The organism is Skermanella sp. TT6 (assembly GCF_016653635.2).
GTDB classification, from domain to species: domain Bacteria; phylum Pseudomonadota; class Alphaproteobacteria; order Azospirillales; family Azospirillaceae; genus Skermanella; species Skermanella cutis.
Genome location: NZ_CP067423.1, coordinates 116,416 through 139,454 on the forward strand (window position 1 = coordinate 116,416; position 23,039 = coordinate 139,454).

Genomic DNA, 23,039 nt, shown 5'->3' on the forward strand with positions numbered 1-23,039 from the left:
ATGCCTGGTGATGATCAGGCGCCGTGTCGAGGATGGCCGTTCACCGCGCAACTTACCGACACAAAGAATCCTCTCAATTGGGGCTTCTGTGCCGGGCGAGCCGTCATAAGTGTGGGCTGTTTGCCGTCGATCAGTAGGGCATGGTCGCCGGAGCGGAAGCGCAGCGCGCCGTTCAGGTTGGCAAGGCCGATGAATAGCGGCCGAAAACCGTGGCCGCGTTCCGCCTGGTGTTCGTACCGCGAGATGCCGTCGGTGAGCGTCAAGCGCAGCGCTTCGCCGTGATCATTGAGCCTAGCATAGGCCGCGTTGCTGCGCAGGCTATTCAGAACTCCGATGCCGCGATCGGATGATATGAACTCAAATTTTCCCTTTGAGGCGCGGAACGCGACGATGCCGCTCTGCGGCTCTTGCGCATGCTCGTAGATGTTGCTGTGAAGCTCGCCCATGGCGGCAGTGAGCTGGGCGGCAATGGCCTTGGGAAATCCTTCCGCCGTTGCAGCTTGCTGGGCGGCTAGACCGAAGGTCGTCCATGCGTTGATGTCGTGCGGCGTGGCGGTGCTTAGGAAGCCCGCGCGCCGCGTTTGCGGGCAGACCCACTCTCGCGTGCCGTGCCTGATGGCGTCCAGCATCGGACCAAAAAGATTTGTGGTCAGCCAGAGGGCAACGTGCGGTGCGGGAAGTAAGCCGTCGTCGGCAAGGTTCGAGAGTTCGAAGAGCGGGCCGATCTCGGACGCGGTGAGCGCGGGAATGGCGGCCTCGTTCAAGCGGCCCCGCGCGGCCGCGAAGGCCAGCCCGTCGAGCATCCTGAAATCCAATATCGCGGGCTCGGTTTCCGTCATCCGGCCATCGGCGCCGATTCAGCCGAACGTGAGGAGGCGATCAGATCGCCAATCCACGCGTCGGTCGCCTGCCAGTTCGCTTCAAGCAGATGGTCGACATGGGCCCCCTGTGCTGTCGGCGCGCCTCGCCAGCCAAGGGCAGCGTTGCCCTTGGGATAGGCCTGCTGGCGCATCATCGTCTTCATGAACACTGACGTGTCGAGAACGGTGATCCCCGAAAATGCGCGGGCAATCACCGGCAGGACGTCGGTGCCTCCGCGTACGATGATGTGCAGCGGGCGGCCGACGGCCCGGGCCAATCCTGCCAGCCAAGCCGCGTGCTGCTCGCGCCGCCCGGACCAGCCGGTGCCCGTGGTGAACTCATAGGCGATATGGGTGACCTCAGGCCGGGCGGCGAGGAAGGCGATCCAGTGGGCAAAGTCTGCTTCAGTGCGCCCGTTGACATGGAGCGCGGCCGGCAGGCCCTCGCGCAAGAACTCTTCATGGACGATCGCGATGCGCTTCATCGCGTGCAAGTCGTCCCACCGCGGCCGGTCGATGAACAGGCTGTAGTTCGGCGTCGTCACCATGCCGACGCCGGCGGCGATGAGGGCTTGGATGATCGGCCGGCGGCCGGCTTCGCCGAGCCCCCACCAGCGCTCGAGCGGGCGGTCGATGTCAGTACCGGTCAGCATCACCGACGCCTGATGGCCAATGCCGAATGCCTCGCCGAGCGCGTCGCGGCTCACAAAGCGCGGTAGGCCGGTACGCCGGTCGAACATACGGTAAAGCGGAAGCGCTACGGTCGCGGCAGTGGGCGGCATGCTGCGCGCGGTGGGGTGATAGATGACTGGGACAAGGCGGGGCAGGCCAACCGCATTGAGCAAAGGGGCGCGTGGCACGCTATAGAGGTTGAAGCCGCCGATTTCACGGTAGCGATCGGCGAAGTCAGGATGGTTGCGGCAGACGCGGTCGCAACCTTCCGGATTGCCGCAGCAGAACTGCAGGCAGTCCATGAAGGGCGTGTTCAGCCGCAGCCCGCCGCAAATCTCCTTCTCCGGGCAGGTGGCGCAGCCGAGGGCTGCGCTCGCCACTTCGGGATCGTGCCAGAGGCGGCGCTCGCGACGCGGATTGCGCCGATGGCGGGGTGCCTGCGGCTTGACTTTAGCGGGATCGGAACGGGTCAGCATAGTGAGATCTCCGCGACCCCTGCGATGGGATGAACATCCAGCACCGTGCCCTTGGCTATGCCGCAGGAGGCGGCCACGGCCAGTACGAGTTCCGGCGCGGGATTGGTGAAGCGCGCGACATCGCTCATGCCTCGTCGGGCGATCAGCGTCCCGTTCTTGTTTTCGACGGTAAGCTGGTCCCCGGTGCTGAGCCTGGCGTTGCCGATGATGTCGGCTTCCGCCGTCCTTGCGGCGCTATCGGGGACGCGTGTGAACAGGTCGGCCGTCGCGAGCTTTACCCGTGCGCGGTCCCACGCCTTCTTGAAGCTCGGCGCCGCCTTTTCGATGAATTCAGCCCCCATGGTCTCTACACTCCTTCAAACAGCGGCCGATAGCGCTTGGCGCGGCCCTGGCTCGTTTCGATGACGAGGCCAAGAGATGCGAGGGAAGCCAGCCGGTTATTCCAAGCCGTCGTGTGTTTTACCCCCTCGCTCTTGCCGTACTCGCGCATCAATGCGCCGGCGTCAGTCTCGCCGTGCTCGTGAACAAGGTCGAAAGTGAGCCTTTGCTTCGGATCAAGTTCACCGAGCGGGGCGGCCATTGTTACTGCGTCCGCCTCATCCAGCGCGCACAACATCAATACATCTCCGCGGGGCATCAGCAACTCCAGCAGCTCTTCACGCACTGTATCATTGGCATTGGCGACCACCGGATAGAATTTCGAGCGTCGCCCCCTGACAATATCGCGGAAGGCAAGAACGCTCTCGCGCAGAAAGCTAGCCGTCGCGACCTCGATGCCGGTGAAATCGAGAAAGACCGGCTCCGGGTTTGCTGGTTCGGCGGCCGACGTATTCAAAAGCTCGTTCAGCGCCGACCTGCCGTTCAGCGCCCCGGCGAGGACGTCGCTGCCACCAATGGCCAGCATGTCGATCTTCATAGAATCACGTTCCTCACGTTGTTCACGTGAGATAGATAGTGAGTGCTGCATTCGGAGTCAATGGTCCGGTGGAATGCTGCCTACCCGCGTGTTTTTGGGGGCAAGGTGTGAGCAGAAATTGCTATGGTCGCATCACTCGAGGATCGTCCGCCGCGACGACGAAGGCAATTTCAGGCGGCGACAGAGAAACCAAGTCAGGAACGGTTATTCGGCGAAGCAATCGCGGTGGACGTCGAGATTTATGACCGGAACGGGCGGCGAAAGGTTCATAGGTCGACGCCTAAAGGCACTTTGACAACTTGCTGCGTCGCTATTTTAGGCCCTTTATATCGACCGTTGCGACCGCCCGTCCATTTCGGCCAACCACTTTTACCTCGATCTCGCGATGCTCCGGTTCTTCGGCGATTTCTGACACGATCTGGCGTGCCATGGCGATCGCTCGAGCGTCGTCATCGTGGGGCTCACCTTTTCGGTCGGGATATTCCACGTCGTCGCTAAAGATGTGGAAATAGTAGCGGGGCATTCATCCTCCTTCGCGGCACGCGGGGTCATCGAGCCATGCGCTCGCGTCGTTGAAATATTCGCTCGCGATGACGGTGCGCAGAAATTTTAACCGGTCACGGTAGCGGCCCGCCTTCGCGGGCCCAAGCACGCTCTCCATGGATGTTAGAGCATCGGGATGTTGAAAGGACTTTCCTCCCGTGTCAGTCAACAGCGGGGTTGAACTTGAGAAACACGCGGTCATCCCATGACGAGATGTTCCAGCGATACGCTCCACCGAAGAGCCCGGGCGTTTCGTCGGCATTGGTCTCAATGACCGTGCCGGACACGGTCACATTCAGCGTTCCGTTGGGCACAATGGCGATCTGATCGAGCTCGGCGCGGGCCCGGTCCGGGATCTCCGGGGTACTGACTTCAATGGTTGCGTCGTCCATGCGCCGAATGCTCAAGAAATTGTCGGCTTGCGACTTCGCCCGCGTGTTGGGGACGCCGATTGCGGACCCGTTTGCATCCAACTCACCGGTGAGATTGACGATGAGATCGAAGCGCCCTTCCCCGGCGTAGGTGAAGCTCTCAAAGCCGGGCATTCGAGCCGCCTTGCGCTCTTCCGCCCGCATCCGGTCCTCTTCCTGTTCTGTGAGCACGTGGCCGTCGGCAAGCGCCTTAACGACACGGGGATCAGCGAGGCGGGTTTCGACACGCATGTCGTACTCGTACCCCTCGAGCACGATGGTGGCGTCGATGGTTTCCAGCACGAGGCAACCGGTCAGAAACACTCCAACCGCGATAGCCGCGGCGGCATTGCGGGCGAGCGAAAACAGCTTCGCCATCAGCGATAGGCTCCCGGGAAAATGATGTCCTGCTCCACAATTATGTTGAACCCATAGCCCGGGCGGATGGTGAGGGTCGGCTGGACATTGAGATTCCGGGAAATGGTTTGATCCGCTACCCGCCCGAAGCTTTCCGCGAAATTCCTTCGTGCCGCATCCGAGGCGGTGTCCTGCGTCGCAAGGGTCGAGCTTTCCGGCACGGCCATGTCGATGCCCGTCCCGATCAATGCGATGAGGATCGCCGAGCCAAAGGTCTGCAGGTATTTGTTGTCGACCTGGTCGCGGAAGCCGCCATAGCCTTGCGCGTCGACGCCGGCCATGCCACCGATCTGCAGTGTCGATCCATTCGGGAAAATGAGATCGGTCCAGATCACCAGCACGCGACTTTGCCCGAACGAGACATTGGAGTCGTACCGGCCGAAGAGCTTGGCCCCTTGTGGCACCAACAGCCGGTGGCCGGTCGCACTGTCATAGACGTTCTGGCTGACCTGGGCGGTGATACGGCCGGGAAGGTCGGAGTTGATGCCGGTCACGAGCGTTGCCGGGATCACCGAGCCGCGTTTGAGCTCAAAGGGCGACTGCTGCGGTACGACGCGGTTCGGCAGGTAGCCGAGATCGGCAATGTTCTGATTGAAGAAGTCTGCCTTTCCGGCCTGATTGTTCGGATCGGCCTGTTGCCCGGCGCCGCCAGCGCGCAGCGCAGCCGCATAGAGATCGGCCATGCCGGCGCGATCGCCAAGCGCCCCCTGCCCCGTTGTCGATTGTGGCGTTCCCGTTTGTGCGGCTTGCCCTACGTTACCGATATCGATCGCGATTGGGCTGTCATAGGCGGCATCGTCGGCCTGGAGCCGGGCCATACGCTGCTGATGCAGCAAGCGAAACATCTGCTCGTCCTGTTCCCTTTGCAGCCGCTCTCGCCAGTCGGCTTCACTTTCGACCGGCGTCGCCTGTTGCTGTTGCGGTGTTGTCGGCTGGCGCTGGAAAGGATTGGTGGATTGCGGCTCGTCTTCCGCCAGTTCGACCGGCTGCACCACCTGGATCTGCTGCGCGGGGCGCGGCTCCTCGATCACGCCATCCGAAACGCCGCGCTTGAGCTGGTCGGCGAAATCGGTCGCCGGCGCGCCGGTCGAGGTATCGAGCGGGCCCCCACTCCGGTTGAGGCCGCGGATCGAGAGGCCCCAAATGATAACGCCGAAGAAAAGGACGACCAGGCCGATGAAGAGAAAGACCGGCAGCTTGTTCAAGCGCCGGATTTTGGGCTTCTCGTCGCCGCCTTCGGCGCCGGGAGAGAGATCGAGCGAACTCATGGCTCCCCCCTCAGGTCGTACGCTGCATGACAGACAGCGGGCTTGTCGGTGTCGCGCCGGTCGCCGACATCGCATAGGAGCGGGTCAGCTCCACCGAAGGCGTCGAAATCCGGGTCATGACGGCGCCCTCGAACGTGTCGATGACATAGGCGAGCGGGATCATCGTGTCGCCGGAGGCCTCCTGGTTCGAAGCAACGGCATAGCCCCAGCCGCGCAGCGACTCTTCGAGCGCGAGGCCGAATGCGGAATCGTCGGGCTTGATGACGATCGTCCCGGTGCCCGGGCCAACATGCTCGGCGAGCTTGGAGACCATGTCGCCGGCGACGGCCGCAGCCGCGGCCGGCGATAGATCGGCGGCATCGGCACTGACGGTCGGCGTGAAGTATCCTCCCCCCGTGGTGGTGCATCCGGTTGTTGCGCCGGTGAGAAGAACGAGTGCCAGAACACGGGAAAGTCGGTGGATGGCGCGCATGATCAGCCCCTCCTCGAAATGGTGATCTTCTGCTGGCGGGAGCCGACGCCGGAAAGCAGCACGGCGCGATCGAACACATAGTCCACGATCATCATCGTGCCGTTGAGCCGGTAATTGACGATACGGTTTTCGCCGCCCGAGACGACGAACAGCACCGGCGCATCGCCGCTCATCATCTGGCCGGGGAACTGAATGTAGGTCTTGGCGCCATCGGTGTAGACGCGGGTCGGGCGCCAGCGGGCCTGTCCGCTGATAGTGAAATTGAAGCTCAGGTTTTCGGCCGGGACGCCGGCGCCGGGAATGATGCTCGCCTCGACGCGCGCGTTGAGGGCATCGAACTTGGCCTGCACGTCCTCGGGATATTCGAAGGCAACGCGGGCCATGTAGTCGCGATGATGCGACCTGAGCCGGATGTGGTAGGTGCGCCGCGATGTCGTCACCACCATGGACGTCTCGAGCCCGGGTTCCGAAGGCTTGACGATCAGGTGGATTTTCTGGCCTTCGGCCGAGCCGGAGGTTGCCGGCTCGACCTTCCAGCGAACCGTGTCGCCCACCAGCACGTCACGCACGGCTTCTCCGGCCTGCAGCTCGATTTCGCAGAGCTGGAGGGGCGAGCAAACGACGGACGGCTGCGTTTGGCCGTAGAGGTAAATGACCTTGCCGTCCGGCCCCCGCGTCATCACCGCGGCCGTGCCCTGCCACTGAGTGGAAAGTCCGGTTCCCCGCGCTTCGTTGCCGCTGAGGCCCTGCTGATCGGCCGCAACGGCGACATTGAGGGCGAACGTGCCCAGCAACAGGGTTGCCGCACACACGCCCGCGTGCATTTTCTTGAGGTTCAACATTACTCTTACTCCGCGAGCGTTTCTCAAAGCTGGGCTGTCCAATCGAAATCCTCGAGGTAGAGGCCGATCGGGTTCAGACGAATGACCGCCTCGTCCTGGGGCGGCGAAAGAGTCACGGTGGCGATGCCGCGAAAGCGGCGGGTGCGTAGTTCCTTGCCCGCGCGGTCGCGCTCGATCTCGCTCCAGTCGACCTGGTAGCTCTGGTTCGAGAGGGCGACGACGTTGTTGACCTCGATCGAGACCGTCATGGTGCGGGCGCGATCGAAAGGCGAATTGTTGCGGAACCAGTTGTTGACCTTCTCGGTCGCCGGGTCCTGCTGCTTCAGCATCGCGTAGGTGCGGTCGATATATCCCTTCTGCACGGTCGCATCCGGGGTGATCGACCGGAAGTTCGACACCCAGGCGCCGAGCATCGAGCGCACAACGCGCTCGTCGGCATATTCGATCTGCGCGGGGAAGCCGGCCAGGACAGCCGCGCCGAGCTTGTCGACCTCGACCACATAGGGAACGAGCTTGACTTGTGTCGACTGATAGAGGGCATAGCCGAACCCGATCACCGCCATGCTCATCGAAAGCAGGCCGACGGTGCGCCAGGCCGAGGCCGCGCGCATGTAGCTGCCGTAGCGCTCGTTCCACTCATAGCGGGCGGCCAGATACGGATTGTCGGGGTATTTTCGCTTCGCCATCTAGCCTCGCCTGATACGGCCGGCCGACCTCACGAGTCGGCGTCCATCTTTTTGTTTGAACTTCTGGAACTGGTGCCCGGATTGGTGCCTTGGCGCAGCTTGTCGTTGGCAAGGCCGAGGGTCGAACCCATCTTGGCGCCGGGGATGCCCATCAACTTGTCGGTCGCCGCGGAGCCGACCGCGCCACCCGCGGCTTTCAACCCGGCCATTGCAGCCGCGCCACGCGATGCGCCGGCTTGCGATGCCGCCGAGGCGGCAGCCATCCCACCTTTGACGACGCCGGCGCCGCCGGCCGCCATGCCAGCACCGACCGCCGCGAACCCGGCAACCTGGACACCGCTGCGGATGGCTTCCATGCCGTTGCCGACGGAAACGCCCTGGACGACGCCCTGAATGATGTTCGGCACGTACATGGAGATCATGAAGACGACGACCGAAATGCCCGCGATCGTCAGGGTAGTGAGGAATTGATCGTCGGAAGCCGTATCGTTCGAAAGGCCGATTAGCACCTCGGAGCCGATGCGCGCGATCATCACGAGGCCCATCAGCTTCATGCCGACTGAGAAGGCGTAAACGAGGTAGCGGACTGCGAAATCCTTGGTAAAGGACGAGCCACCAAGGCCAAGCATGATCATGCCGGCGAGCAGACCGACATACATTTCGACCAGCACGGCCACGAAGATCGCCGCTACGAGGGCAAAGCTGATGACAACGACGATCATCGCGAAGACCGAGGCCATGGCGAGGGCATTGTCCTCCCAAAGGCCGAACCGGGCGTTTTCCGAGAGTTCGGATGCCACTTTGACGCCGGCATTGAAGACGTCGGCCGGCGAAGCCGAACCGCCATCCGCGCCGATCTGGAACAGGCTATCGACAACCGACTTGGCCAAGGCCGGACCCTGCTGCAGAACAAAGAGGAAGAAGCCGATGAAGAGAATTCTCCGCACAAGCTCTGCAAACCATGTGTCGAGCGATGGCGCCTGGATCGCGAGCCAGATCGCCGCGATACCCACTTCTATGCCGGCCAGTATCCAGAACAGCGAGGTTGCCGCATCGATGACGGTGTCCTGCCAGCCCTGCGATGCGCTGGCGACCTGGTTTTCGAGATCGGTCAGGATCGAACCGTCCTGCGCAAAGGCCGGATCGACCATGGCAAGCCCGGCGATCATCAGCCCAGCCAATCTCAAAAGCATCGAAGCGCGCATGACTCAGTTGTCGCCCCAGCGGGGCGCCATCTGCTGGCCTCCCGACGTGGGGTAGTCGTCGGGATTTGCGTTGAAAAAGTCCTTTGCCCGCTCGGCGGCTTCCTCGCGTGCCGCCGCTTCCTGCTCGGCAAGTTCGACCTGGCGCTCGAGGAGCGCCTTCATTTCCGGATCGGCGTTCGGGATGAACACATAGGATGCCGCGCCGCCCGCAAGGGCGGCAACGATCGCGATCGCGACGACGACGGGGAGTTTGAGCGTTGCCATGGGGTCACCACCGAGGCTGCATTTGTTGGCCGCCGGAGGTGGACGGAGCGGTAGAGCCGAAAAATGCGTCGCGGCGAGCCTGAGCGAGATCCTTTTCAGCCTGCTCCGACTGATACCAGGTGCCCATCATGGTCATCTGCTGGGAGACGAGGCCGCGAAGCTTCTGCATCTGCTCGACCTGCTGCGTCGCGATCTGATGCCCGACCTGCAACGCCTTCATCTGGCCATCGGCGGACTCCGATTGGGAGCGCAGTTGCGCCATGGTGGATTCTTCGGTCGCAAACTGATCGGCCGTGAGGCCAGCCGCCGCCAGTGTTCCACCGATGGTGTCACGGTTGGTGTCCGACCAGGACTGATAGCTCGACGAGAAATCCTGCCCGTTCGGAAGACCGTTCTGGAAATCGGTATAGCTCTGGAAGCGCTGCTTGAGCACATCGTCAAGGTTGCCCATCGAGAACGCCATGCCCTGCCCCTGCTGCACGATGCCTTGCAGGTTGGCGAGGTCCTGTTGAGCCTGCCCCCACACATGATCGGGAAGCTGCATGGTGTTCTGCAGCATGTTCTCGTAGATGCGAATCTGGTTTGCGATCTGCTCCACCTGGTTGGAGATCTGCGTCACCTGATTTGCGATCTGCTCGGCGTTCTGTCCGCCGAGCGCGATCAGTTCCCCATTGTTGAGGATCTGCGTAAACTCGGTCGCGCCGGTGAGCGCCCCGCTGGCTTGGGCTGGCGCGGCAAGGCTGACAGCGATCAGGACGCTTGCGAGAGAACTAGGCAAGAAGAGCTTCGGCATTTTCGATACCTCTTTGCTTGAGCCAGTGGACGGGCCATTCGTCGCCGTGGTGGACGCGCAGCTCATCGATGCGCTTGATGTCGTCCTTTCCGGACGCGCCGACGAAAGACAGGGTGATTGGCCCGAGGGCCATGTCGAACAGACGCCGCCCGTCAGGCGAAGCGACGTAGTATTCGCGCTTCGGAAGAGCGGTTGCGACGATCTCGATTTGCCGCTCATTGAAGCCAATACGCTCATAGAACTCGCGTGTGCCGCTTTCGCGTGCCGCGCCATTGGGCAGGCAAATCTTGGTCGGGCAGCTTTCCTTGAGCACGTCGATGATGCCGGACTTTTCCGCGTCAGAAATCGACTGCGTTGCCAGAACGACGGCGCAATTGGCCTTGCGCAGCACCTTCAGCCATTCGCGGATCTTCTCGCGGAACGCTGGATGGCCGAGCATCAGCCAGGCCTCATCGAGGATGATGAGGCTGGGGGCGCCGGTCAGGCGCTTTTCGATGCGACGGAACAGGTAGAGCAGGACCGGCACGAGATTGCGGTCGCCGAGGTTCATCAATTCCTCGATCTCGAACGTCTGGAAATCCGAGAGGGTCAGGCCATCCTCCTCGGCATCGAGCAGATGCCCCATGGGACCGTCGACTGTGTAATGACGCAGCGCGTCCTTGATCTCCCGCATCTGCACACCCGACACGAAATCGGAGAGCGACCGGCGCGTCGAGGCGGCCATGAGCGCGATCTGTCTGGCGATCGCGTTGCGATGATCGGGGGTGACTTTCACACCCTGCAGCTCGACAAGGGTTTCCAGCCATCCGGCCGCCCAGGCCTTGTCGCCATCGTCGTCCAGTTGGGAAAGCGGGCAGAAGGTCAGCGCCTCCCCTGCTCCAACATCGTAGTGATCGCCGCCAACAGCCACCGTCAGCGGGTACATCGACTTGCCCTTGTCGAAAGCGAAGAGCTGTGCTTGCCGGTAACGGCGAAACTGTGCCGCGATCAGCGCCAGAAGGGTCGACTTGCCCGATCCGGTCGGACCGAAGATCAGGGTATGACCCACGTCGCCGGAATGGAGGTTCAGGCGGAACGGCGATGATCCGCTTGCGACCTGCATCAGCGGCGGCGAGCCGTCGGGATAGAACGGGCACGGCGCAACCGGTGAGCCCGACCAGACCGAGTTGAGCGGCACCAGATCGGCAAGGTTGCGGGTATTGATCAGCGGTTCGCGGATGTTGGCGTACCAGTTGCCGGGCAGACTCCCAAGGAACGCCTCGGTGACGTTCAGCGTTTCGATGCGAGCGGCAAAGCCTTCGGCCTGGATCAGCCGGCGCACGCCTTCGGTCTTTTCGCGAAGGCGCGCCTCGTCGTCGTCGAACATGATAATGACCGGCGTATAGTAGCCATAGGCGACAAGCTGCGAATTTGCCTCGGCAATGGCGTCTTCCGTCTCCGCCACCATCAGCGCAGCGTCCTGATCGATCGCCCCCGAATTGGTCTGGAAAAGCTGGTCCATGAATGGCCGGACCTTCTGCAGCCACTTCTTGCGCGTGCGCTCGAGCCTTTGGCGGGCCTCGATCGGATCGAGAAAGACGAAGCGGCTCGACCAGCGATAGGTGAGCGGCATCAGGTCCAGAGAATTGAGAATCCCTGGCCAGCTCTCGGCCGGAAAGCCGTCTATCGCCACGACCGCCAGATAGCGGTTGTCGACCAGCGGCGAGAGACCGTGATGGAATTCGGCCGTGACGACGAAATCGAGATACATCGGAATGTCGGGCAGGCGGACCGGATGGTTTTCGCCGACAATGCAGAAGCGGGCGAACTGCAGCAGATCGTCATATTTGGCGGTACGGGTTCCGCCGCGTTCCTCGGTCTCCTGTGTAACCATGCGGCGGATCGAGACGACGTTTCCCATATATTGCTCGAACTCGCGGATCGAACGCCGGAAGTGATCGAGCGCGCGATCGGCAAAGGTGGTCGCGCGGGACTCATCGTCGGAATAGACATATTTGACGAGGCCGGACTTGCGCTTCTCCGGTTCGCGATAGGTCAGGATGATGGCGTGCTGGCTCTCATAGTGCCCGTCCGCCGCCTCAAAACGCTTGCGCCGTTCCTCATCGATCAGCGCACTTACCTTGTCGGGGAAATGGCAGTTGTCCCGGGCCGGATAGGCCGTCGCCGGCACGCGCACGGCCTCGACCTGGATCATCCAGCCCGATCCGAGCCGGGCGAGAATGGCATTGATCTGGCGGCTGACCTCGTTGCGCTCGAAATCGGTCGAGCTTTCGTTATCCGGACCGGCGAAATACCAGCCGGCCATCAGGCTCCCGTCCTTGAGCAAGAGCGTGCCGTTATCGATCAGGGCCGCATAGGGCAGCAGGTCGGAGAAGGACGGGCCGGAATGACGAAATCGCTTGAGTGCAACCATAAGTCAGAACGTCCGCCAGGGCGTGGAGGTCGGCCGGTAGTAGGGGCGGTATCTGATGTGGCGCAGGTAGACGCGGCGCATCAGGGGATCGGCTTTCGCCATCATGCGCAGTAGCCCGACAACCACGATCCAGATGACCGTGCCGAGCAGCGCCGATACGGTCGTCAGGATGACGAAGACGAGAATGACCGCGGCGAGCCCGGTCAGAAGCACGAGCTCACGGTCAGCCCCAAAGAGCAGCGTCGGACGCGAAAGGGCACGGTGTATCCGCGCCGTCGCCAGCCGGCTTTCCCTTTCAGCCATGCGGGGCAACCACCGGCTCTTGTTCGTGCGCCTCCAGCGGGACGCCGATGGACGAACCGCTGGAGCCGAACAGGCCGACGATTTGCGTTGCACCGAGCAGGATGCCGGCGACGAGTACGATGTAGCAGAGCCTCCGCGCAAAATCGTTCAACTCGCCGCCGAAGATCAACATGCCGCCGGCAATGGCGACCGCGGCGAGCGCGATAGCGCCAGCGACCGGGCCGGTGATGGATTCCTGAATCTGTTCCAGAGGCCCTTCCCAGGGCAGGCCCCCTCCCCCGCCGCTGGCGAGCGCCGGTTCGATCATGACGAGCGATGCGGCCGCGAGGCCGAGCAGGAGCGTGAAAGCCTTCTTAGACGACATGAAGATTTCTTCCCTGGATGGATTCGGATTTCGACGCGCCGACCGGCGAGGTGAGGTATCGCCCGTCGCGAAAGCCTTCGACCTTCAGGATCTCGCGAACGGTTCGCCCGCCGGGCGCGCGCTCGATCGAGACGATCAGGTCGACCGCCTCTCCGATGACTTCCGGCATAGGCTGGGAGCTGACTTCGGCAACGAGCTGTTCAAGACGGGTAAGAGCGGCGCCGGCCGAGTTCGAGTGAACCGTCGCGATGCCGCCCGGATGGCCGGTGTTCCATGCCTTCAAGAGAGTGAGGGCAGCGCCGTCGCGAACCTCGCCCACGATGATGCGATCCGGACGCAGCCGCATCGTCGACTTCAATAGACGGCCCATATCGACCGTGTCTGTGGTGTGCAGGATCACATGATTTTCCGCCGCGCACTGGATCTCGGCAGTGTCTTCCAGGATCACCAGCCGGTGCTCCGGCGTCGTCTCGACCAGCTCCGCCAGGATTGCATTGGTGAGCGTGGTCTTGCCCGTTCCAGTGCCTCCCGACACTACGATATTGAGCCGGTTCACGATCGAATCGCGGATCACATCAACCTGCTCGGGCGTCATGATGCCGTCGGCGACATACTGATCGAGGCGGATCAGCATCGACGCGCGCTTGCGGATCGTGAACATCGGCGCAGGCGCGGCCGGTGGCAAAATCCCCTCAAAGCGATGTCCGCCAAGGGGCAATTCCCCGGAAATAATCGGTCGGTCCTGGTCGACTTCGGTCTTGAGGGCGTGGGCGACTTTGCCGATGACGGTCTCGGCGTCATGGGAGGCCATCCGCCCCGCCGCCGCTATCCCCTGCCCTACCCGCTCGATAAATAGATTGCCGTCGGGGTTGAGCATGACCTCCACAACGTCGGGGTCATGGAGCGCTGTCGTGACCGTGGCGCCAAGTGCGTCCTGCAGACCGAGGATCAGCCGTCGTTTCGACTCGCTCATGAACCGCCCTCCTGCCCGGCTGCTTTGGTCAGGCCGCGGCTTCCACAGCGGCCGGGAAGAGGGAGACGTAGCTCGACGGCCGCACCAGCTCGAGACTGGGTTCGTCGGCAGATAAGAGGCCCGCGACAGCAATGGTATTGCCAATAGGATGTGGAGACCCGAGCCGCTCCAGTGGCCACTTCGCTCGGCTGAGAATGCGCTCAAACCGAACGTCCGTCACCGTGACGATCCGGTCGTACCCATTGGCCATCGACCATTCAATGATGCCGGCGAACAAGGTATGCGTGGCGTCGCGCAGTCCGCTCGCGGAGACGATTTCGCTGCGTTCGGTGTCGATGCAAAAGCGCGAGCTCTCGACGACGCGGCTCGATTGGGGCATGCGAGCAGCGCCCGCCAGAAACGGAAATATCTGACCGAGCATCGTCGGTCCGGTGGACGAAAGGAGGCGGGCGCAACCGATCACGTGACCATCGTTGCCGACGAGCACGAGATAGGTCGGATCGAGCCGGTCGTACTCGTCCTTTTCCTGGTTGTGCTCTACGTGGACGTCCCAGTCTAACCTGTGTTTGAAGACCCTTGCGCGCAGTTCGTGCATGCGCTCGAGCAGACGTTGCTCACTACTTGTAGCCCTCGTACGGCAAATGGCGACGACGCGCATGACCCAATCCTTAACCCATTGAATTGCGGTCTCTTGAATCCCGTACGGCCGCGCACCACCAGCTGTGAAAAGTCACAGGGGATCGACAGTCGTCGCCGTGATAGACAGGGGGGAGTGCCGAGGGGCCGTTGCCGCATTTATGGCTGAATTGCGATGCAACGCGAAATTGCGACTACCCGAATTGAGGACAAAAACACCCGGAGAGGATCGTTGCCGAGCAAAGCCTTCGACCAGTTGCGAGACGCACTAGAAACGGCCCATGGGATGGCGCCTGTCAAAGCCGCGGTGAAGGAGTTCGCCGGCCAATTGGGGTTTGACTGGTTCGCCTATCTCTCGGTTTGTGGGCCGGAGATCGACACGTTTTCGACGTACCCGCGCGCATGGCAAGGCCACTATATCAACAAGAAATACGCGAGCATCGATCCCGTCGTGCAGGAAGCCCGCCGTTCTGAACGCTGCTTTGCGTGGTCCGAACGCGACATTGCACGGGCATTATCGCCGGATCAGGTGCGCTTCCTCGGAGAAGCCGGGGATCATGGTATCGCATCGGGGATATCTGTGCCCGTGTCGGCCGGGTTCGGCCGGACTGTGTTATTCACGCTTGCGTCGTCGAACCGGTGTGACAATTGCCTGGTAGAATGCCCCTTCCTTGCCGCTTCGATTGCATCGCACGTGGATGTCTATGCGCGGCGCTGGATGCTCGAGCCAATGCCTGCTGTCACCGTCAAGTTAAGCCCTAGAGAGAGGCTCTGCCTGAGCTGGATGGCAAAAGGCAAGCGCATGTCCGAAATCGCGCAAATCGTCGGGACGAAAGTCCGGACGGTCGAGTATCACCTGCAAAATGCTCGGCGGAAGCTCGATGCCACCAACGTCACCCACGCCGTCGCGCTTGCAGTGCGTCAACAGTTGATCTGATCCAGGCCGGTCGCGGGAGGGCCTTTCCGCCTCTACTTCGTGTTGTGCTTGCCGGCGGCAAAAGAGTCATCCGCGATGGCGCCGTCGCCCCCTACCCTGCCCGGCTGTTTTGAGGCTTATTCGGCTTCGCGTCCTGATCGGCGGCCGATATCGGCAGGGAGATCGGCAACTAATATCGGCAATTGTGCTGACTTATTGCGTCCAATGCCTTACATTGCAATCCGTTGAGGCACCATTGAGATCGGCAAAAGAATGCTTGAAACCCCTGCCCGCATCGAGCCGCTGTTTTTTGACGACGCGGTGCCGACCGTTCTGGCCGATCTTGCGATCGAGCTGCAGAAGGCCGCCGATGAACTCGGCCGAGGCCTGCATCCGGAGTCGGCTGACGAATTGGCCGATCTCGTACGAGTCATGAATTCTTACTATTCGAATTTGATCGAAGGCCACAACACACGACCTCGAGATATCGAGAGCGCCCTGGCCGGCGCCGAGATAGATCCCGAACGTCGTCCCCTCGCCCTCGAGGCGAAGGCCCATGTCGAAGTTCAGAGGATGATTGACGGCTTCGGGTTGCGCGGCGAGCTGCCGAGCCCGACTTCGATCGATTTCATTCGGTGGGTTCATCGCGCCTTCTACGACGAGATGCCCGAGGAATTCCGGTTCATCGACAAACCTGATGGCGCCAAGGCCGAGATCCTACCCGGCGAGTTCCGGACGTCCGCGGAACATGATGTCGCTGTCGGGCGCCATCAGCCGCCATCTTCTGACAGGGTGATAGCTTTCATGGAGTATTTCCAGAAGCGGTTCGCCATGGCCGAAAAGCAGGCCAGCCTGCGGATCATCGCGATTGCGTCAGCTCATCACCGCCTCAACTACATTCACCCGTTTCCAGACGGCAACGGCCGCGTCAGTCGCTTGATGTCTCACGCCATGGCGCTCAAGGCCGGTATTGGAGGCAACGGCCTGTGGTCGATATCTCGTGGCCTCGCTCGTGGCCTGAAAGATCGTGGCGAATACAAGCGCATGATGGATCACGCCGACAGTCCCAGACAAGGCGATCGTGATGGACGAGGAAATCTTTCGGAATCGGCACTCAAGGATTTCGTCGAATGGTTCCTTACAGTCGCGCTCGACCAGGTGCGGTTCTCGACCGCAATGTTCGACCTCGGGCGGCTCGATGCTCGCTACCGCGCCCTAATAAAAGATGTCGTCGACGATAAACGAGCACCTGATCTGGTGGCGGCCGTGTTGCGGCACGGCAGGTTGCCCCGTGGTGAAGCCAATTTCGTGCTGAAAACATCCGAGCGCACGGCACGGAGCACGCTGTCGGATCTTGTCGAGCGCGGTTTTCTGAAATCTGAAACTCCGAAGGCACCGGTACGTATTGCCTTCCCCCTCGATTTCAGGGAACGGCTGTTTCCGAATCTCTTCACCGATGTCGAACCCAATGTCCCGGAACCGCCTTCACTGTCTTTCAGATGAGTGGAATTTCAGGAGTGACAACCGGAATGACTCCGGCCGTCCCCGCTCAGAGAGTAGAACACTGCCTTCGGTCAGCCGAATATCGACAATGCCGGTCCTATGCTGCTGTGCAAGCCCGTTGTAGCCGCGGCAACAATTGCCGTGATTATGGGCCCCTGGACTAGAATGTGACCTTGGCAGTGACGGGCGTGTAGCCCCGTCCGACCCTACGGGCGAGCCAGGCCTCGAGCGCTTCGCCGGCTTCAGCGGCCGACGCATAGAGGTCAAGGCGTTGTCGGCCGAGCGAGCCGATCCGCCCCCACGCGCGCATAAGCGCCGCATCACCGTACAGTGACGGTTCTATCGCGAGTACATAAAACCGCGCAACGTTGCGAGCGCAATCGCGGCGTTGAAGGACAACTTGAAGCTTCGGCTCGACCATGTCTGATTGTCATCGACTTCCGGTACCCACGTCCAATTCATTGGCTGAATCGTTTGGGCGTGAGGGATTCACGTCGGTGATAATTGCCTCTCTGACGGGAAAGACGATCGACCGGAGGGTTGTCTAGTTGCTTCCGTTTCCCGTCGGCCCATGGACTTGTGGCAGCCTGACAAACACGCGTTGGGCAATTTTGAGCCACCACGCTGGGCGCTGCATAGCCGGCTAAGAGTCATCTGTTCATGGGTGAAGGTGAGTCGCCCCAAAGGAGCGGCGGTCACGCCCACTCACTCGGTTTGACGCCATCCACCACTGTGAAACTTCTCAGGGTGCTGCATGGACCGAGCCAGCGGCATGTGGCATTGAAGGTTCTCGCGGATTGACCAACCGCGGAGAAACTAAGCGATTGAAAAATCGATGGAAAATGTACGCGCCGACGCCGCGATTCCGGACTGTGAGGCTCCGCTGAGTGATCTTGTTGGCGTGGACCTGGGCATGTCGTTAAGGTTTCGTTAACCTAAAATCCCTTGCCAGAGAACGGGAATCGCTCATACTGGCGCCAGATTGGCCGAAAGGTCGAATATGGCGCTATTTTCTCGTTTGGGGGACAAAGCGGAGATGGCATTTCTCCCAAGTTTTGAGTTTGACGACAAGATCCTTGCCCAGGGGGCCGAGATCTCGCGCAAGCTCGACCAATTGCGCGTCGAGAAGTTTCCGACCGAGGGGCAGAAGACCCTTCGGCGGTTCTCGATGGCCGAGGTCGCCCACTATCTTGGTATCAGTCCGAACAATCTGAAGCGCCTCCATCTTGAAAAGAAAGGTCCTGAGCCTTTCGTCGGTGCCGGCGGACGGCGCTTTTACGCGGCCGAGCAGATGACCGAGCTTCGGGACTATCTCGACAAGCACGGGCGATCGGATTCCAAGAAGTATGTGCCCTACCGCAAACCTGGCGAGAAGCTGCAGGTCATTGCGGTCGTCAACTTCAAGGGTGGATCGGGAAAGACCACCACCACGGCGCACCTCGCGCAGCATTTGGCGCTCACCGGTCACCGGGTCCTGACGGTGGATCTCGATCCGCAGGCTTCGCTTTCAGCCCTCCATGGCTTCCAGCCGGAGCTCGACAAGAACCCCTCGCTCTACGACGCGATCCGGTACGACAACCCCGCCCCGGCCGAAGATGTCATCCGCAAGACGAACTTCCCCTTGCTCGATATCATCCCGGCGAACCTGGAGCTGCAGGAATATGAGTACGAGACTCCGCTTGCCATGCAGTCTCCGTCTCAGGAAGGAAAGCGGTTCTTCACGAGGGTCGCCCGGGCGTTGGATTCGGTCAGTGAGCGCTACGACGTCGTGGTCGTCGATTGCCCTCCACAGCTCGGCTATCTGACGCTGTCGGCACTGTCGGCCGCCACCTCGGTTCTGATTACCGTCCACCCGCAGATGCTGGATCTGATGTCTATGAGTCAGTTTCTGCTGATGCTGGGCAATATCATGAAGTCCATCAAGAATGCTGGCGCGAAGGTCCAGCTGGACTGGCTGCGCTATCTCATCACCCGATACGAGCCCACGGACATTCCCCAGGCACAGATGGTCGGCTTCATGCAGTCGATGCTTGCCGAGGAAATTCTGAAAAGCCCAATGCTCAAATCCACGGCGATTTCTGACGCCGGCCTCACCAAGCAGACGCTCTATGAGGTCGAGCGATCGAACTTCAATCGCGATACCTATGATCGGGCGATCGACAGCATGGATGCCGTGAACTTCGAGATTCAGGGACTGATCCACCAGGCATGGGGGCGGTTGTGATGTTGACTGCCGTCAAAACCACCAAAAAAACCCACGGTTTCAAGCGCATAAGCCGCTTAAGGGGGTGCTAGTCAAATGGCGCGGAAAAATCCCTTTGCCAGCATCATGGACAACGGCGACGCTCCCGCCGAGCGCCCGGTCGCGCAAGACTACACCTTCAAGGGGGCATCACGCTCGCTCATAAGCTCGATCGACGAAATGGCGGCTCAGGCAGGCAAGCTGCTCGAGGGCGAGACGATAATCGAGGTTAACCCCGACCTGGTGGACCAATCTTTCGCCAACGACCGGCTCAACGTCGATCAGGAAGATTACGAGGCCGACTACGCTCAGGTGTTGGAGTCGATCCGTGGTTCCGGCCAGAACTCCCCGGCGCTCCTTCGCCCTCACCCGCAGCGGCCCGGCCGCTACATGCTGGTCTTCGGTCGCCTCCGCTGGCGCGCCGCAAAAGAGCTTGGTCTCAAGCTTCGCGCTGTCATCAAGGATATCTCCGAGCGCGATCATGTGATCGCCCAGGGACAGGAAAACAACGCGCGAGCGAACACGTCCTTCATCGAGAAAGCACTGTTTGCCGCCGACATCGTTGAGCGGAAATTCGACGAGGACAACGCCACAGCCCTCGCCGCAATCGGTGTCGATCGGCCGACGCTTTCAAAGATGCTCTCTGTCGCCTCGATGCCCAAGGAACTTCTCGAGGCGATCGGCCGCGCGAAGGCTGTCGGTCGTGATCGCTGGTATGAGCTCAAGCTCCTCCTCGACAAGCCGGGCAATCTCGACACTGCCCTGGCTCTGGCATTGAGTTCCGATTGGCATGGGATGCCAAGCGAAGCGCGGTTCGATGCGGTCGTCACGAAGCTGAAGGCATCCAAGCCGCGCCGCCGTGCCGCGCAGGCGCCATCCAAACGCAACTGGGCGCCGTCTGATGGGCGTATCGCCGCGGAGATGGTGGCCAGTGGCAAGAAATTCACCATCGCCCTCAAGGCGAAGGGAACCGACGCAGCAGCGTTCGGTGACTACCTCTCGGAAAATCTCAGCGAGTTGTATGAGGCTTTCCGTCGGGAAAAACGAGCAACCACGAACGGAGATTGAGCGCAAAAGAAAAAGGCCCCCGAAACGGCAATTCCGGAAGACCTTCTCTTTAAGTTTGGCGACTGAGAGAATCCCACTTCCGCGAATCATAGTCAAGACCATTCAGGTCGGTTTGAGCGCCGATTCGGCGAGCAGGTTTCTTTTGCCTAGCAATAGGTGAAGGACAATGCAGACGCATACCCCAACGACGCCCTTTGGGCGGCGAACGATGTCACTTGGCATGATGGCAAGCCAGGCTGTGGCAAAATCGGCACCGGCTGGCGCCCAGGTCCAGAAATGGAAAGTGTTCCAGACGATCCGGGAAGCGCGCGAGCTGATCGGCGCTACGGACCGCGCACTCGCCATTCTCAACGCGCTGCTCTCGTTTCATCCGGAAACGGAGCTCACAGGCGACGGCGAACTGATCGTCTGGCCGTCCAACGAGCAACTCATGGCCCGTGCGAACGGAATGCCGGCGACGACGCTACGGCGCCACCTGGCCGTCCTGGTCGACTGCGGGCTGATCATCCGCAGAGATAGTCCGAACGGCAAGCGCTTCGCCCGCAAGGGCAGGGGAGGTCAAGTCGAACAGGCCTACGGGTTCGACCTGGCGCCGATCGTTGCCCGGGCCGGGGAATTCAAGGAGCTGGCGGACACCGTCCGGGCCGAGAAGAACGCCCTTCGGATCGCCAAGGAGCGTCTCACGCTCCTGCGCCGCGATATCGTCAAGCTCATCGAGACTGGCATCGAGGAGAACGTTCCGGGCAATTGGGGCAGGGTCTACCAGACCTATCAGGCCATCGTCTGCCGCTTGCCGCGCTCAGCGCCGAGGCAACTCATCGAGGATATCTGCTGCGATCTTCACGGCCTCTACACGGAGATCCTCGAGGTATTGGAATCATTTGCAAAAACACAGAATCCGGACGCCAATGAGTCCCATTCTGGTCGCCACATACAGAATTCAAACCCAGACTCCATATTTGAATCTGAAGACCGCTCTCGAAATAAGAATGAAGCGGGCGGCAGCGCCGCGGAAACCGACAACGTACGGAGCTTGCCGAAGCGAGAATTGCCTTTGGGCATTGTGCTGGACGCCTGCCCCAACCTGCGAGAATTGACGCAAGGCGGGGAAATCCGTCACTGGCGCGACTTTCTGGCCGCGGCGGAACTGGCCCGGCCGATGCTGGCAATCAGTCCCAGCGCGTGGCGGGACGCCTGCGAGGTCATGGGCGAACAGCACGCGGCGATCACCCTTGCCGCGATCTACCAGCGATCAGACCAGATCAACAGCGCCGGCGGCTATCTGCGCAGCCTGACCGACAAGGCAAGGGACGGCAAATTCTCGACCTGGCCAATGATCATGGCACTGCTGCGCGCCAAGCTGGACGCCGACAAATCGGCGGAGAAAACCGGCCACGAACCGCGAAGCGGCGGTGAAAGCGGGGAAGGGCGGCTCGAAGTCTCGGAAGCCCTTCTGCGGTCGCTGAACAAGCCCAGATCGTGATGATTGATAGATTTGAATTCCGCGGGCGGCAACTCGGTCAGTCTCTGTCGTCGTCGATCAGACCGTCAAAAGTTTCGAGCAGTGCATCGATGATCGATTGGCCAAGGGCATTTGCAGCTTCGCCCATCCGGGCATCGTCTCCGCACCGCGCCGCAGAAGCGAGCTCCGAACCCTGCTCGGTCAGGATCGACTTGGTTCGCTCGATGGCCCATTGGGCGAAATCGTCGCGGCTGTTGACGGACGTTGGTGCAGAAATCAGGATGGGGCCGGATTACCCCCTTTCCCGCGGCGGTCAGGCGATCCGGCGGGACACCGGCATGCCGAGGCCGGTCATGATGTTGATGACCTTACATCCGGCGGTTGCCTCGACCTTCTGGGCAGGCAGACTCCGACCCCGCAGGCTGCGGCCAATCAGGGCCTTGTACCGAAACACCGCCACTTCGACCAAGGATCTTTTCCCGTAGCCGACGGCCCGCTGCCATCCCAGCCGACCACGCTCCTCGATCAGCTGGATGTGGCGGTCGCGCTGGGTCGGCTCGGTGTCCGCCGCGGCGCTCGGCACCGCGGTCGAGCGGGGCGGGATGACCACGGCGGCGTCGGGAGTGTGCCCGGCGACGGAGCGGTAGACCGGCTCCCCATCGTATGCGCCGTCGGCGAACACCGCGGAGATCGGGCGGTCGATCTGATCGAGCAGCGGGCCGACCCGCGACGCGTCGCCCTCGTCCATGGTGGTCAGCTCCGAGGCGAGGATCTCGCCGCTGTCGGGATCGATCGCCAAGTGGAGCTTGCGCCAGGTCCGTCGCGGCTTGCCGCCGTGTTTCTCGTGCAGCCACTCGCCGGCCCCGAACACCTTCAGGCCGGTGCTGTCGATCACCACGGTCACCGATCCGTTCGCCCGTTTCAGCGCCGCCGCGATCCCCAGGTCGACGCCGCGGCGCGAGAAGGTCGTATGGTCCGGGACCGGCAGCTCCAGGCCGAGCAGCCCCATGACCGACTTCAGCATGCCTTCGGTCTGACGCCATGGACGACCAAAGGCCAGGCGCAACATCAGCCCGGCCTCGATGGCGATGTCCGAATAGCTTCGCGGCCGGCCGCGTTTGCCTGACCGGGCCGGTGTCCAGGCCGCGAGCGCCTCGGGCGTCACCCAGACCGTCAGGCTGCCCCGTCGCTGAAGTGCGGCATCATACTCGGCCCAGTTGTCAATCTTGTAGCGCGCCTTCGGGATCTTGTGGCGGCGGGGTTCGTTCGCCTTGTAGGGCATGCAAATCTCGAGGGGCGACAGGCGGGCGGCCCCTATACGCGACCTGACTCCCG

25 protein-coding genes are annotated in these 23,039 nt (G+C 61.7%); 5 read left to right on the forward strand and 20 right to left on the reverse strand.

The window, feature by feature from the left end; translation table 11 throughout:
* Window positions 1-14: 14 nt before the first annotated feature.
* From IGS68_RS34150 to traI, 18 genes are all read right to left on the reverse strand, one after another.
* A complete protein-coding gene (locus tag IGS68_RS34150) occupies window positions 15-839 on the reverse strand; it encodes a hypothetical protein (RefSeq protein WP_154386573.1) in 825 nt (274 codons plus the stop codon).
* Window positions 836-2,008: a DUF4417 domain-containing protein gene (locus IGS68_RS34155; RefSeq protein WP_154386572.1), complete on the reverse strand. Its 1,173-nt coding sequence runs from the start codon at window positions 2,006-2,008 to the stop codon at window positions 836-838. The genes IGS68_RS34150 and IGS68_RS34155 overlap by 4 nt, the downstream gene beginning before the upstream one ends.
* The gene (locus IGS68_RS34160) at window positions 2,002-2,349 is read right to left on the reverse strand and encodes a hypothetical protein (protein ID WP_154386571.1); all 348 of its coding nucleotides are present in this window, start codon (window positions 2,347-2,349) and stop codon (window positions 2,002-2,004) included. The genes IGS68_RS34155 and IGS68_RS34160 overlap by 7 nt, the downstream gene beginning before the upstream one ends.
* 5 nt (window positions 2,350-2,354) lie before the next feature.
* Complete coding sequence (locus tag IGS68_RS34165; RefSeq protein ID WP_246670854.1) at window positions 2,355-2,924, reverse strand: STAS-like domain-containing protein; 570 nt, start codon at window positions 2,922-2,924, stop codon at window positions 2,355-2,357.
* Between the two features lie 310 nt (window positions 2,925-3,234).
* Complete coding sequence (locus IGS68_RS34170) at window positions 3,235-3,447, reverse strand: DUF6894 family protein (RefSeq protein ID WP_154386570.1); 213 nt, start codon at window positions 3,445-3,447, stop codon at window positions 3,235-3,237.
* 181 nt (window positions 3,448-3,628) lie between these two features.
* The gene (locus tag IGS68_RS34175; protein ID WP_154386569.1) at window positions 3,629-4,255 is read right to left on the reverse strand and encodes a hypothetical protein; all 627 of its coding nucleotides are present in this window, start codon (window positions 4,253-4,255) and stop codon (window positions 3,629-3,631) included.
* Window positions 4,255-5,562 (reverse strand): IncP-type conjugal transfer protein TrbI, encoded by a 1,308-nt coding sequence (gene trbI, locus IGS68_RS34180; protein WP_154386568.1) that lies wholly within the window; start codon window positions 5,560-5,562, stop codon window positions 4,255-4,257. The genes IGS68_RS34175 and trbI overlap by 1 nt, the downstream gene beginning before the upstream one ends.
* A gap of 10 nt (window positions 5,563-5,572) precedes the next feature.
* Window positions 5,573-6,034, reverse strand: a complete 462-nt coding sequence (gene trbH / locus IGS68_RS34185; protein WP_154386567.1) for a conjugal transfer protein TrbH — start codon at window positions 6,032-6,034, stop codon at window positions 5,573-5,575.
* Window positions 6,035-6,036: 2 nt separating this feature from the next.
* A complete protein-coding gene (gene trbG, locus IGS68_RS34190) occupies window positions 6,037-6,858 on the reverse strand; it encodes a P-type conjugative transfer protein TrbG (RefSeq protein ID WP_246188832.1) in 822 nt (273 codons plus the stop codon).
* Between the two features lie 41 nt (window positions 6,859-6,899).
* Entirely contained in the window at window positions 6,900-7,562 is a 663-nt protein-coding gene (gene trbF, locus IGS68_RS34195) for a conjugal transfer protein TrbF (RefSeq protein WP_154386565.1), read from the reverse strand.
* 29 nt (window positions 7,563-7,591) lie between these two features.
* Window positions 7,592-8,767, reverse strand: coding sequence for a P-type conjugative transfer protein TrbL (gene trbL, locus IGS68_RS34200; RefSeq protein ID WP_154386564.1), 1,176 nt, complete (start codon window positions 8,765-8,767; stop codon window positions 7,592-7,594).
* A 3-nt stretch (window positions 8,768-8,770) separates the two neighbouring features.
* Window positions 8,771-9,031 (reverse strand): DUF2749 domain-containing protein, encoded by a 261-nt coding sequence (locus IGS68_RS34205; protein WP_154386563.1) that lies wholly within the window; start codon window positions 9,029-9,031, stop codon window positions 8,771-8,773.
* A gap of 4 nt (window positions 9,032-9,035) precedes the next feature.
* Window positions 9,036-9,824, reverse strand: coding sequence for a P-type conjugative transfer protein TrbJ (trbJ, locus tag IGS68_RS34210; protein ID WP_154386562.1), 789 nt, complete (start codon window positions 9,822-9,824; stop codon window positions 9,036-9,038).
* Entirely contained in the window at window positions 9,802-12,237 is a 2,436-nt protein-coding gene (locus IGS68_RS34215) for a conjugal transfer protein TrbE (protein WP_154386561.1), read from the reverse strand. The genes trbJ and IGS68_RS34215 overlap by 23 nt, the downstream gene beginning before the upstream one ends.
* Window positions 12,238-12,240: 3 nt before the next feature.
* Window positions 12,241-12,540: a conjugal transfer protein TrbD gene (locus IGS68_RS34220; RefSeq protein WP_154386560.1), complete on the reverse strand. Its 300-nt coding sequence runs from the start codon at window positions 12,538-12,540 to the stop codon at window positions 12,241-12,243.
* Window positions 12,533-12,904 (reverse strand): TrbC/VirB2 family protein, encoded by a 372-nt coding sequence (locus tag IGS68_RS34225; protein ID WP_154386559.1) that lies wholly within the window; start codon window positions 12,902-12,904, stop codon window positions 12,533-12,535. Before IGS68_RS34225 ends, IGS68_RS34220 begins: the two co-directional genes overlap by 8 nt.
* Window positions 12,894-13,877 (reverse strand): P-type conjugative transfer ATPase TrbB, encoded by a 984-nt coding sequence (gene trbB / locus IGS68_RS34230; protein ID WP_154386558.1) that lies wholly within the window; start codon window positions 13,875-13,877, stop codon window positions 12,894-12,896. Before trbB ends, IGS68_RS34225 begins: the two co-directional genes overlap by 11 nt.
* 28 nt (window positions 13,878-13,905) lie before the next feature.
* On the reverse strand, window positions 13,906-14,535 hold the full coding sequence (gene traI, locus IGS68_RS34235; protein ID WP_154386557.1) for an acyl-homoserine-lactone synthase: 630 nt from the start codon (window positions 14,533-14,535) through the stop codon (window positions 13,906-13,908).
* Window positions 14,536-14,745: 210 nt separating this feature from the next.
* On the opposite strand from traI, the gene IGS68_RS34240 reads away from it, so the two are divergent.
* Window positions 14,746-15,450: an autoinducer binding domain-containing protein gene (locus IGS68_RS34240; protein ID WP_185910480.1), complete on the forward strand. Its 705-nt coding sequence runs from the start codon at window positions 14,746-14,748 to the stop codon at window positions 15,448-15,450.
* Window positions 15,451-15,702: 252 nt separating this feature from the next.
* On the forward strand, window positions 15,703-16,932 hold the full coding sequence (locus IGS68_RS34245; protein WP_154386555.1) for a Fic family protein: 1,230 nt from the start codon (window positions 15,703-15,705) through the stop codon (window positions 16,930-16,932).
* A gap of 160 nt (window positions 16,933-17,092) precedes the next feature.
* On the opposite strand, the gene IGS68_RS34250 is transcribed toward IGS68_RS34245, so the two are convergent.
* Window positions 17,093-17,353 carry a WGR domain-containing protein gene (locus tag IGS68_RS34250; protein WP_154386554.1) on the reverse strand — a complete coding sequence of 87 codons (261 nt, stop codon included), beginning with the start codon at window positions 17,351-17,353 and terminating at the stop codon, window positions 17,093-17,095.
* Between the two features lie 615 nt (window positions 17,354-17,968).
* On the opposite strand from IGS68_RS34250, the gene repA reads away from it, so the two are divergent.
* The 3 genes from repA (at window position 17,969) to repC (ending at window position 21,725) form a co-directional block, all read left to right on the forward strand.
* The gene (gene repA, locus IGS68_RS34255; RefSeq protein WP_154386553.1) at window positions 17,969-19,156 is read left to right on the forward strand and encodes a plasmid partitioning protein RepA; all 1,188 of its coding nucleotides are present in this window, start codon (window positions 17,969-17,971) and stop codon (window positions 19,154-19,156) included.
* A 75-nt stretch (window positions 19,157-19,231) separates the two neighbouring features.
* Window positions 19,232-20,242 carry a plasmid partitioning protein RepB gene (gene repB, locus IGS68_RS34260; RefSeq protein ID WP_154386552.1) on the forward strand — a complete coding sequence of 337 codons (1,011 nt, stop codon included), beginning with the start codon at window positions 19,232-19,234 and terminating at the stop codon, window positions 20,240-20,242.
* 166 nt (window positions 20,243-20,408) lie between these two features.
* On the forward strand, window positions 20,409-21,725 hold the full coding sequence (gene repC / locus IGS68_RS34265; RefSeq protein WP_154386551.1) for a plasmid replication protein RepC: 1,317 nt from the start codon (window positions 20,409-20,411) through the stop codon (window positions 21,723-21,725).
* Window positions 21,726-22,017: 292 nt separating this feature from the next.
* Here repC and IGS68_RS34275 read toward each other — a convergent pair whose 3' ends face one another.
* Entirely contained in the window at window positions 22,018-22,986 is a 969-nt protein-coding gene (locus tag IGS68_RS34275) for an IS5 family transposase (protein WP_201083566.1), read from the reverse strand.
* Window positions 22,987-23,039: the final 53 nt, after the last annotated feature.